Raw genomic sequence first — 11,686 nt, forward strand, 5'->3', positions numbered from 1 at the left:
TTTATCGACAGGATGTTTTTGTATCAATTGGCTGAGGGGTAGAACCATTCCACGACGCCCAGAGTCATGAACGGCATGTAGGTCACGATCATCAGTAGTACGAAGAGTGCGCCAATCATTGGCAGGTTGACCCTGGTGGTCTGCCACATGTCGGTTTTGGCAATCGAGCAGGAGGTTGCCAGTACCGAGGCGACCGGCGGTGTCTGCTGACCGATGGCCAGATTGAGCGTCAGAATCAGCCCGAACTGGATGGGATCAACACCGATCTGATGGATCAGCGGCATTACGATCGGCACCACCAGAATGATGGCGGCTGCGCCATGCAGGAACATGCCCAGTATCAGCAGCAGAATATTCAAGAGTGCCAGTACCAGAATGGGATTCTGTGTAATATCCAGAATGCCCCGGGCCAGCTGCTGCGGGATCTGCATTTCGGTGAGATAGACCCCCAGAATGGCGGAAGTGGCCACCAGCAGCATGACCACAGCGGTCTGCACCACGCCATCTAGCACGGCACGGTACAAAAGCTTCAGATCGAATTCGCGATAGATACAGCCGCCGATGACCAGCGCGGCCAGCACCGCAATACCGGCCCCTTCCGTAGCTGTCACGAAACCGCTGAAGATACTGCCCAGAATCACTACCGGCAAAAGCAGCGCCCAGAAGGCCTCCCGGAATGCCTTGCCCAGGCGTGACAGTGAAAAACTTTCCTCGCGCGGCAAATTGTATTTGACCGCGTAGTAATAGCAGCAGCCTGCCAGCAGTACGCCACCCAGAATGCCCGGCACGATGCCGGCCACGAACAGCTTGATAATGGAAGTTTCAGCGATAGCGCCGTACAGGATCATCGACAGCGATGGCGGGATAATAATGGCAAGCGATGCCGATGAGGAGGTGATGGCCGCAGCAAAGTTGGCGTTGTAGCGGCGCTTTTTCATCTCCGGAATCAGAATCGAGCCGGTGGCGGCCACATCGGCCACGGCCGAGCCCGAGATTTCGGCAAAAAACATCGATACGCCCACGTTGACCATGGCAAGGCCGCCGCGCACAAAACCGATCAGGGCCGAGACGAAGTTGATCAGCCGTTTGGACAGCCCGGTAGTATTCATCAGGGCCCCGGCCAGGATGAACAGCGGAATGGCCACCAGCGGAAAGCTGGTCGCTCCGGTAAACAGTGCCAGCGGCACGTTGACCAGTGAGTCAAACCCCTGAGCGACAATAATGCCCACCACAGCGACCACGCCGATGGCCACGGCGATGGGAACATTGATCAGCACCAGCGCGAACAAGGCGGGGATCACAACCAGCATATTCATGAGCTTCTCCCGTACCTGGCGTGATTGACCTGCGCTTCATGAATCGCCGCATCGATCTCTTCCTGCTCGCTGTCACGATTTTGCCGCATGTTACGCCAGGCCTGCGGCATGCTGGCCAGTTCGCAGATGATGAAAAGCACCGCGCTGATGGGGATGACCGACTGCACCACGTCCATGGTGACGGAGGGCAGTGATACCATCGTGTCCCAGCCCACTACCGGCAGCACCAGATAGCCATACCAGGCAATGATGGCGTAAAAGGCGATCACGATGATTTCCGAAAACACGAACAGCGTGGCACGAAGCGGCACCGGCATCTTTTTGACCAGTCCCGAAAAGCCCATGTGAGCGCGTTTGAGAGCGGCCAGCGCCGCCCCGTAAAAGCTTAGCCAGCAAAGCCCGATGGCCGCGACTTCGTCGTACCAGGGCAGCGGCCAGCCGAGCGTGCGATAGAACACCCCCATCAGCACCACAACCGTCAGTGCCAGCAAAAGCCCGACGCTGAAAATTTCCAGCGCTCTTTCCAGTGCCGTTTTCAGCAAATGGCCCACGCTGCGTTCTTTGATGGCGTGCGTCGAGGACGAATCTTTCGGTCGCGCATGGGGTGGCATCTGCTGTGAATGTATGTGCGCCATAACGTACTCCCTTATCGTTGTGCGTCACCTGTTATTGCTGGCCTTCAGCGCCACGTGCCCGATCGATCAGGGATTCGCCGCCCTCTACCTGACTGGCAAAGCGTTCATAGACTGGTTGGCTGGCATCGATGAATGCCTCGCGATCTACCTCGTTGATGCGAATACCTTCTGCTTCAAAGCGCTCGAGCAGCTCTTCATCCATCTCCTGACCGCGCTTGAATGCCCACCGCTGTGCGTCCTGCGCCTCTTCCTGAATGGCCTGACGTACTTCCTCGGGCTGTTTGTCCCACCATTGAAGGCCGGTCATCAGCCATATGGGCGAGTAGACGTGATTGGTCATCGACAGGTAGTTCTGTACCTCATGAAGGCGAGCGCCGTAGATGTTGGTCAGCGGGTTTTCCTGACCATCGATAACCCCGGTCTGCAGGCCTACGAAGACCTCGGAAAAGGCCATTGGTGTGGGATTCGCACCCCACTGGGTGAACATCATGCTGCGCCATTCGCTCGGCGGTACGCGGATCTTGAGACCCTTGAGATCGGCCGGGGTGTTGATCGCACGACGGTTGTTGGTGATCTGGCGAAAACCGTTTTCCCAGGTAGAAACAGGTACCAGCCCGCGCTTGCGAGCACGTTCGGCCAGCTCGGTCATGACCAGCTCGTCATTGATGCTCTGCATCTGCTGACGATCGTTGATCAGATACGGCAGATCGAACAGGGCAAAGGCGGGGACGACCGAGGACATCACGGTTGAAATGGCCGCCATGTCCACGGTTTTCAGGCGCAGTTTCTGCACCAGCTGTTTTTCATCACCCAGCTGGCCGCTGTCGTAATACTCGACCTGATAGTCATCACCCAAACGTTCCTGCAGGCCATCGGCAAAGCGTTTGGCCGTCTGGCCCTGCAGGCTCTGGCCCGAGCCGCCGATGGCGATGGTGATCTTCTCGGCCAGGGCCATGCCGGGGGCAGCCATGAGGCAACTGGCCAGTGTGGCCATGATCAGAGGGGTCATCCGAAAGCATTTCATGATGTTACTCCTTCGAGCAGGACGCCCAGCAGGGCGTTAGGGTCAGGCGTGTGTTACAAGCGATCGGGCGTTGCGTGCGCGTGTTGCCATTTTCGCGGCCAGCAGCAGTGCCTGACGTGAGGCGCCAATATCGGCGATACCACGGCCGGCAATGTCATAGGCCGTACCGTGGGCCGGGGTGCAAACGGGGAAGGGAAAGCCACCCAACATGGTGACGCCGCTGTCAAAGCCCATCAGCTTCATCGCGATCTGGCCCTGGTCGTGGTACATGGTCAGCACCGCGTGATAGCCCTCGCGCGGCGCGCGCAGAAAGACCGTATCTGCCGGAAAGGGCCCCTCGACCTGCCAGCCGTTATCGCGCGCTCGTGCCACTGCCGGGGCAATAATGTCGATCTCTTCCTGACCGAAATTGCCACCGTCGCCGGCGTGTGGATTCAGACCGGCCACCGCAATCCGCGGTGTCTCGATACCGGCCTGCTCAAGGCACTGCAGGGTTAGAGTGATCTCTTCGAGAATGGCCTCCTCGTTGAGCGACGACGCCACCTGCGACAGCGGAATATGCGAGGTCACCCGAGCGTTCCAGATGTTGTCCAAAATATTGAATTCACGCGCCTTGCCGCTGAAACCGATGGCACGGGCCACAAAGCGAATCTCATCGTCATAGTCAGGATTGGCGTAGCGCATCGCCTGCTTGTTGAAGGGGGTAAAGCAGACCGCCTCAACGTTACCCTCGCTGGCCAGCGTCAGCGCCTCGTTGAAATTGCGCGAACAGAAGGTACCGCCTTCCAGCGACGGTACGCCGCGTTCGATGTCGTCAGGGGACAGGTGGCCAAGGTCTATAAAAGCGGCCTGCTCCGGCGCGTTGTCCTTCAGTGCTTCAAGGGTGGTAGTGCCGAGCTCGGGGGACAGTCCTGCAGTGCGCGCGCCTTCATCGAACAGGCGCCGATCACCGATGATGACCAGTCTTGCTGCGGTATTGACGGCGTTATCAGCCGCCAGTCGAGCCGTCAGCTCGGGGCTGATACCGGCCGGGTCGCCCATCGCAAGAGCTATCAGTGGACGATAGGTTTCAGAAGAAGGGGTGCTGGTTGTCATGGCATGTCTCACCGTTTACGAAAGAAAATCCTGCTTGACGGTGAGCGTGCGCCCGAATGAATAATGTATACATTATACGTTGGTCTTGAAATGCATCTGATCGTCCTGGCCATAGGTCCAGGCACATGAAAAGGCGACACCGCTTACGCTCATGGCAGAGCATGACCATGGATATCTGCCATGCATTGATGTCAAAGGGCCTGCATTCTGCCCATTTCAGCAAGTGAGACTCATGAAAGAGATACCAATGCCACGTGATGGCGCGACGAGTGCCATTTCACGTCCTTCACTGCATGACGCCATTGTCGGGCGCCTGCGCGATATGATCATTGAAGGAGAGCTTGAGCAGGGGGCGCGTATATATGAAGGCCCGCTGTGTGAAACGCTGGGTGTCTCGCGCACGCCATTACGTGAGGCGCTGCGCTTTCTGGCCAGTGAAGGGCTGGTAGAGCTGGTGCCACAGCGCGGTGCGCGCGTGCGTCAGTTTTCGGCACGCGATATCGAGGACATGCTGATCCTTATCCGCTCTCTTGAAGAGTTGGCGGCCCGACTGGGCTGTCAACGCGCAGATGATGAAGAGATCGCCGAGGTACGTCAGCTGCACGAACGCATGCTGACGTGCTATCAACAGGGAGACCGGCTGGCGTATTACAAGAACAATCAGCTGATTCACTCGGCGATGGTGGCTCTTTCTCACAATGAGCCGCTCATCCAGATGCATGATTCACTGCAATCACGGCTCAAGCGCGTGCGTTTCATTGGACACAATGGTCCCGAGAAGTGGGCGGCCGCTGTCGAGGAACACGAGCGCATCATGACTGCGCTGGAGCATCGTGACGAAAAGGCGCTGGTTAAGGCGTTGGGAGAACATCTGGGCTATGCCTGGGAGCGGGTCAGGGACATCGTATAGCCTCTTTTCAATCGGACATCCCAACAGGGCTTTTCTGCGGCAGGTAATGTACGTGCAGGCAGCCGTGATGCGGTGAGCGTTCGATCACGGTTTCCACCCCATAGACATCGCGAATGCGCTCGCAGGTCAGAACGGACTCGGGCGTACCGGCGGCGGCTACGCGACCTTCCTTCAGCAGCACCAGCTGATCACAGAACATGGCGGCCAGGTTGAGATCATGCAGTGCCATCACGCAGGTGGTGGAGAGCCGTCGGACCAGGGCCAGAATCTCCAGCTGGTGCTGAATGTCCAGATGATTGGTGGGCTCATCCAGCAACAGCTCCCGCGGACGCTGGGCGAGCGCCCGGGCAATATGGACGCGCTGGCGTTCGCCGCCGGAGAGGGTGTGCCAGTTCTGATGGCGTCGTGCCCCCATGCCGACCTGGGCAAGCGCCTGCTCGACGGCGACACTGTCCTCCTCACGCCAGCCGCTGAGCATCGAACGCCATGGCGTGCGGCCCAGCCGGACCACATCGAGTACGGTGACATCGGCATCGGTGGTTGCGCTTTGCTCGACCAGCGCCAGTCGGCGCGCCACGTCGCGTCGTCCCAGCGTCTCGATCGGCGTGTCGTCGAAGGTAATCAGCCCGCCGGTGGTGCGGCGCAGGCCACACAGGAGACGCAGCAGGGAAGACTTGCCCGAGCCGTTGGGGCCGAGCAGTCCAACGGTCTCGCCGGGCGTGATGGCAAGGCTCACGTCATCGACAATCAGGCGGCCGGCCGTGGACCAGCTCACCCCGTGTGCCTGTATCGACATCTCATGCCTCTCCGGGTGAGTGAGCAGTGAGTAAGTGAGTGATCGCTGTCATCACAGGGGCGGCTTGGCGCGGTAAAGGATCATGGCAAACACCGGCGCGCCGACCAGCGCAGTGACCACGCCAATGGGCAGGCTCTGGTTGGGCAGGATCACGCGCGAAACAATGTCGGCCAGCACCATGAAAATGGCGCCGATCAGTAATGATGCCGGCAGCAGACGCACATGCGCCGGCCCGACGATAAAACGGGCGGCGTGAGGAATTACCAGGCCGACGAAGCCGATGGCGCCGACCATGCTGACCATGGTGGCGGTCATCAGCGCGGTGACGGCAAACAGGATCAGGCGCACGGCGCCGACCGGGATGCCCAGTGCCGCCGCAGCGTCCTGACCGAAGGTAAAGGCGTCCAGCGCCCGGGCAAAGAGCAGGCAGATCACAAAGCCCGGAATGACCACGGCCAGCGCCAGGGTGACATCCGGCCAGCGCACGCCGCCCAGATTGCCCAGCAGCCAGAACATGATACCGCGCACTTGCTCGGCGCTGGCTGAGGTGCTGATCACCCAGGCGGTGAGCGCATTGAACAGCTGCGAGCCGGCAACGCCGGCCAGAATGATGCGGTTGGGGCTGGTGGAGGCGCCGCGTGACAGCGCCAGCACCACGGCAAATGCCCCCAGCGCGCCCAGAAAGGCGCCCAGTGAAAGACCAATGACGCCACCGCCCACGCCGAGCACCATGATGCACACCGCGCCGGTTGAGGCGCCTGCCGAGATACCCAGTACATAGGGTTCGGCCAGCGGGTTGCGCAGCAGTGCCTGCAAAATGGCGCCACACAGCGCCAGCCCCGCGCCGCAGCAGGCCGCCACCAGGGCCCGGCTCAGGCGATACTCGCGGATGATGCTTTCGTGGATGCGATCCAGCGGGTAGTCACTCACCCCCAGTGCATTACCCAGCGCCTTGAAGGTCGTGGCCAGTGGAATATGAATCTCGCCGATCGACACCGCCAGCGCCATCGCAAGCGTCAGCACTGCCAGCGCCAGCACGATCAGCCCCAGATGCAGTCCCTGACGATGTCGGGTGCCGGGGGCCGTCAGGCTCATGGGGCCTCGTCCGGCAAACGCTTACCGGTCAGCCCCAGTGCATTCAGGCCCTTGGCCACGATTTCCAGACCCTCGAGGGTGCGCAGCGTCGGGTTCATCGCCTGGGCATCCAGCACGATAAACCGGCGATGTTTCACGGCGCTCATCTCACGTGTGACCGGATCATGCTCGAGAAAGTCGATCTTTTGATTGATGTCGTCGGCCGGGAAGTTACGTCGCGCCATCTCCCCCAGCACGATCACGTCCGGGTCCAGGGCGGCGATGCGCTCCCAGCTCACCGCCGGCCACTCCTCATTGCTTTTGATGATGTTGTGCGCGCCCAGCCTTTTCATGATGTAGCCCGGCGCACCGAGTTCCCCGGCCACCCAGGCATCCCCCGAGAGCTCGGCGCTGGAAAACCACCACACCATGGACAGATCCGGCGGTGTGCCGGCGGAGGCGGCCACGGCATCTGCTTCGCGCGCTTGCAATGATTCGACCAGCGCGGCGCCACGCTCGGGCACGTTGAAGATCTCGGCCAGCTCACGGATTTCGCGATGCACCAGCGTCATGTCAAACGCTCTTGTGCGGGCGCCGTCCTGGTTGGTGTCGCCGCCGTAGACACGCCCCACGCAGTCGGTCGGAGAGAGATAGGTGGGCACGCCAAGCGAGGCAAACTGCTCGCGACTGGCGATGCGCCCCTGGGGGCCGACGTCGTTTTCAAACTGCGCCGCTACCAGGTCGGGGCGTTTGCCCAGGACGCTCTCAAACCCCGGGACAGTGCTGGAAAGCCGGGGCACGCGGTCGTTGTCGGCCCTGAGCGCGTCCGGCACCTCACCGATCCAGACGGCGCTGGCGGCCATGCGATCAGCCAGCCCCAGCGAGAGCAGGATCTCGGTAGTGTTCTGGCCGATGCTGACCGCCCGCTGCGGTGGGGCGTCAATACGGATCTGCGTGCCGCAGTTGTCCAGCGTGAGGGGATAGTGGCCATCGTTATCGGCGGCCTGTACCTGCAGGGCAGGCACCAGGAGCAATAACGAGCAGGCCGCGGAGCGCAGAAGAGCAGGGGGCATCAGGGGGTCCGGTGAACAGGTGGTGAAAAGGCATGAACATACCCGACGAACCCCGGCGACAAAAGCGAGCAGGATTCAGTCGGGCATGTGGCGTCATTCATGCAGGCCGATCAGGCCCTGTTGTTTGGAACATGAGGCTCAGGTCCGGGCGCGCTCCTGGCGCAGTGACAGCATCAGCATCCAGAGAGACACCGCCGAGCAGGCCGCCATTGCCAGCACTACGGCCGTGACCGAGGCCGGCAGGCGTGAGGACAGCGCGCTGACAATGCCGGCGATGCCGAACTGCGAGGCGCCCAGCAGCGCGGCGGCCGTGCCGCTGTTGACCCCGAAGTACTCGATGAATGAGGCCTGGATGTTGGGCGCAATCGCCCCGACCATGCCGATGCTCATCACCATGGCCGGCAAAAAGAGATAGAGCGGCGCATCGAAGAGACTCGCCAGCAACAGCGCAGCAATGGAGGCGGCCTGGATACAGGTCGCCGCACGCAGGATACGACGCGAGCCAAAGCGCTCGAGCAGCGAGCGATTGGTGAGATTGGCCAGCAGCATGACGATCACGTTGGCGCCGAACAGCAGGCCAAAGGTGTGCTCATTGGCACCAAAGTGGGTCTGATAGATAAAGGAGGCGTGGGTGACAAAGATCATCAGCACCGAAAACGACGCCGCCTGCCAGAACAGAAAGGGCAGCGCCTGGCGAGTGGCCAGCACCTGGGCGTAGCGCTTGAAAATGCTCACCTTCGGTCCCGGCGCACGAGTCGGGGCTGCCTTGCCGGTGTCCTTGAAGGCCACGATCTTCAGCAGTGGAATGACCAGCAGGGCATAGAGCGCCAGAAACAGGAAGATGAACGACCAGCCGCCCAGGGTCAGCAGCGCCCCGCCCACGGTCGGCGCAATGCCCGGGGCCACCACCATGATCAGCCCGATCAGGCTGAAAAGACGCGCCGCTTCCACGCCCTGAACACGATCGCGTACCAGCGCCGGCACGGATACCAGCGTCCAGCCGGCGCCAAAGGCCTGCAGGGCACGTAAGGCCAGCACGCTCTCAAGCTGCTCGCTCTGCCAGATCAGAAGACTCGCCACGCTGTAGATGATCAGCCCCGAGAACATGATCTTCTGGCGCCCGAGCTGATCGGACAGCGGGCCGCCCACGAGCTGACCAATCGACATCGTGAAGATGTAGACCGACACGCTCAGGGAGACGTCGCTGATCGACACGCCCAGTGATTCGGCCATGGCAGGAAAGGCGGGCAGGTAGGCGTCAAGCGAGAAGGGGCCGATGGCGGCCGTCAGCGCCAGCACCACGGCCAGCGAGAAATGAGAGGGGGTTCTGGATGCCATGAAACGTTGTCGCCTGAATACAGTCGATGAAGGGAAGCCGCCATTATGGCCAGGTGAGAGGCATTATCAACGCACGAAACACCGGGTGGCCCCCGTGGGAGGCGCAACCCGGCAGACAGGACTCAGCCGATCGGTGTCTGATCGGTCACGGGCGCCGCCGTCAGCGTCTGACAGGCATGAGCCATGCGCTCACACGCTTCGCCCAGGCGCTCGGTGGCGGCGGCAAAGGACACTCGAAACCAGGGCGCCAGCCCAAAGGCCGAGCCCGGTACCACGGCCACGTGGGCCGTTTCCAGCAGAAAGCGGGCCACATCGACATCACGTTCGAGTACCTCGCCGTCCGGTGTCCGGCGCCCCATCAGCCCCTGACAGCTGACAAAGAGATAAAACGCCCCTTCCGGCACACGACACGACAGCCCGTCGATGGCGTTGATGGCCGCAGCGCACATGTCGCGGCGCTGACGCAGGATCTCGAGATGTTCTTCCAGAAAGTCCTTCGGGGCGTTGAGCGCTTCCACCGCTGCGGCCTGGGAGATGGCACTCGGGTTGGTGGTCATCTGCCCCTGCAGCATCGCCATGGCACGGATCAGGTCCTTCGGGCCGGCGCCAAAGCCGATGCGCCAGCCGGTCATGGCGTAGCCCTTGGAGACCCCATTGACGGTCAGGGTGCGCTCGAACAGTTCGGGCACTACTGCGGCGAGGGTGGTAAACGCCCAGCCGTCATAGGCGAGATATTCATAGATGTCATCGCTGATCACGAACACCTGCGGGTGGCGCTTTAACACCTCACCGAGTGCAATGAGTTCCTCGCGGTGGTAGCCGGTGCCGGTCGGGTTGCCGGGCGAGTTGAGAATCAGGCATTTCGTCTGCGGCGTGATGGCCGCTTCAAGCTGCTCGGGCGTGAGCCTGAAGTGCTGCGCCTCGCCGCACTCGACAATGACCGGCATGCCGCCGGTCAGGCGCACCATGTCCGGGTAGGAGACCCAGTACGGCGCCGGGATGATCACCTCGTCATCCGGGTCGATCAGCGCCATCAGCGCATTGAAGATCACCTGCTTGCCGCCGGTGCCCACCGAGATCTGGTCGGTTGAGTAGTGCAGGGCGTTATCACGCTCGAACTTGGCGACGATCGCCTGCTTGAGCTCGGGGGTGCCGTCAACATCGGTGTAGCGGGTCTGGCCCTCATCGATGGCGCGCTTGCCGGCGTGGGCAATATGGGCCGGCGTGTCGAAATCGGGCTCGCCCTGCGACAGGGAGATGATATCGAGCCCCTCCCGGCGCATCTCGGCGGCGCGGCGCGAAATTTCAATGGTCGCCGAGGGGGCAATCGTACTCAGGCGGCGGGCAAGCGTGGTCATGGTCAGCATTCCGGTCAGCAGGGCGGGGGATCAGGGTAACGGCTTTGACCGCGCACGACCACGCGCGCGGTAGAGTGTGGAAAATGGGTGCAGGGGTCGCTGTGCTGACGTCAGTTCGCGGGCTGGCGGATCAGCTGGCGCAGCAGCCGCATCATGGCGGCCACCCCCGGTGGAAGCTGCTGGCGGCGCAGGCTGACCAGTCCATAGGGCTGCACGCTCAGGCGGGTCGGGGAGGCGATGATGCGAAAACGCTGCGGGTCGCACAGCAGCTCGGCCACGCCCCGAGTCGCCACCGTCAGAAACGACGAGGTATCCACCAGCGCCAGCGAGGTGGTCAAATCCGAGGTATCGACGATCCAGTGGGGCGGTCGCAGGCCGCGATGGCGCAGCAGGTCATCAACGCGCTGGCGCATCAGGGTGCCGGGCGGCTGCAGGGCCCAGGGGTGGTCAACCATGTCAGACAGCTCCGGCATTGGCTGGTCGGCCAGCGGATGCTGTCGGCTGCAGATAAAGCAGATCTCCTCTTCGCCAATCTCCTCGAACACGAAATGCTCGCCGGAAAAGCCGGCCGGGATGCGCGAGATCACGAAATCGTAATGACCGTCCATGAGCCCGGGAATCAGCGCGCGGCTGACATCGACATGCACGTTGATGCGAAGCCCCGGACGTTCGCCATGCATCTGCTCGATGGCGCGGGTCAGCAGGGCGACGGCAGGCTCCATGACCGTGCCGACCCGGACCAGCCCGGCATGGCCGGCGCGGATGGCGTTGAACTCCTCCCCGGCGCGTTCAAGCTCATCAAGGATGGTGCGGGCGCGACGAATCATCAGCTCGCCATACAGGTTGGGCGAGAGCCCGCGACCATGACGCTCAAAGAGCGTGGTGCCCAGACGCTCCTCGAGTTCGGTAAGCAGTCGGGAGGCGGCCGGCTGGCTGATACCCAGCGCTTCGGCGCTGCGATGCAGGTTGCCCTGCTCGCCAAGGGCCACAAACAGCTGCAGATGACGCAACTTTAGTCGTGACCGAAAAAACCAGTCTTCAGGCAGAGTCCCCATGACATGCGGCTC

General features: G+C 61.8%; 11 protein-coding genes. 1 reads left to right on the top strand and 10 read right to left on the bottom strand.

The window, feature by feature from the left end; genetic code table 11:
• Positions 1-23 precede the first annotated feature (23 nt).
• The 4 genes from IE123_RS07575 to IE123_RS07590 all read right to left on the bottom strand — a co-directional run bounded on the left by IE123_RS07575 (position 24) and on the right by IE123_RS07590 (position 4,070).
• Positions 24-1,316: a TRAP transporter large permease gene (locus tag IE123_RS07575; RefSeq protein WP_189516751.1), complete on the bottom strand. Its 1,293-nt coding sequence runs from the start codon at positions 1,314-1,316 to the stop codon at positions 24-26.
• Complete coding sequence (locus IE123_RS07580) at positions 1,313-1,867, bottom strand: TRAP transporter small permease (RefSeq protein ID WP_189516753.1); 555 nt, start codon at positions 1,865-1,867, stop codon at positions 1,313-1,315. Before IE123_RS07580 ends, IE123_RS07575 begins: the two co-directional genes overlap by 4 nt.
• A 115-nt stretch (positions 1,868-1,982) precedes the next feature.
• Positions 1,983-2,960 (bottom strand): TRAP transporter substrate-binding protein, encoded by a 978-nt coding sequence (locus IE123_RS07585; RefSeq protein ID WP_189516755.1) that lies wholly within the window; start codon positions 2,958-2,960, stop codon positions 1,983-1,985.
• Positions 2,961-3,017: 57 nt separating this feature from the next.
• Positions 3,018-4,070: a 4-hydroxythreonine-4-phosphate dehydrogenase PdxA gene (locus tag IE123_RS07590; RefSeq protein WP_189516757.1), complete on the bottom strand. Its 1,053-nt coding sequence runs from the start codon at positions 4,068-4,070 to the stop codon at positions 3,018-3,020.
• A gap of 232 nt (positions 4,071-4,302) precedes the next feature.
• Here IE123_RS07590 and IE123_RS07595 point away from each other — a divergent pair, with 232 nt between their 5' ends.
• Positions 4,303-4,980: a GntR family transcriptional regulator gene (locus IE123_RS07595; RefSeq protein WP_189516759.1), complete on the top strand. Its 678-nt coding sequence runs from the start codon at positions 4,303-4,305 to the stop codon at positions 4,978-4,980.
• A 7-nt stretch (positions 4,981-4,987) separates the two neighbouring features.
• Here the strand turns inward: IE123_RS07595 and IE123_RS07600 are convergent, their stop codons facing one another.
• The 6 genes from IE123_RS07600 to IE123_RS07625 all read right to left on the bottom strand — a co-directional run bounded on the left by IE123_RS07600 (position 4,988) and on the right by IE123_RS07625 (position 11,629).
• Entirely contained in the window at positions 4,988-5,776 is a 789-nt protein-coding gene (locus IE123_RS07600) for an ABC transporter ATP-binding protein (protein WP_189516761.1), read from the bottom strand.
• Positions 5,777-5,827: 51 nt separating this feature from the next.
• Entirely contained in the window at positions 5,828-6,871 is a 1,044-nt protein-coding gene (locus IE123_RS07605; protein WP_189516763.1) for a FecCD family ABC transporter permease, read from the bottom strand.
• Positions 6,868-7,923 (bottom strand): ABC transporter substrate-binding protein, encoded by a 1,056-nt coding sequence (locus IE123_RS07610; RefSeq protein WP_189516765.1) that lies wholly within the window; start codon positions 7,921-7,923, stop codon positions 6,868-6,870. The genes IE123_RS07605 and IE123_RS07610 overlap by 4 nt, the downstream gene beginning before the upstream one ends.
• 138 nt (positions 7,924-8,061) lie before the next feature.
• A complete protein-coding gene (locus IE123_RS07615) occupies positions 8,062-9,261 on the bottom strand; it encodes a multidrug effflux MFS transporter (protein WP_189516767.1) in 1,200 nt (399 codons plus the stop codon).
• 122 nt (positions 9,262-9,383) lie between these two features.
• Positions 9,384-10,619: a pyridoxal phosphate-dependent aminotransferase gene (locus IE123_RS07620; protein WP_189516769.1), complete on the bottom strand. Its 1,236-nt coding sequence runs from the start codon at positions 10,617-10,619 to the stop codon at positions 9,384-9,386.
• Positions 10,620-10,729: 110 nt separating this feature from the next.
• Positions 10,730-11,629: a LysR family transcriptional regulator gene (locus tag IE123_RS07625; protein ID WP_308430203.1), complete on the bottom strand. Its 900-nt coding sequence runs from the start codon at positions 11,627-11,629 to the stop codon at positions 10,730-10,732.
• Positions 11,630-11,686: the final 57 nt, after the last annotated feature.

It is taken from the genome of Kushneria pakistanensis, assembly GCF_014652795.1.
Lineage (GTDB): Bacteria > Pseudomonadota > Gammaproteobacteria > Pseudomonadales > Halomonadaceae > Kushneria > Kushneria pakistanensis.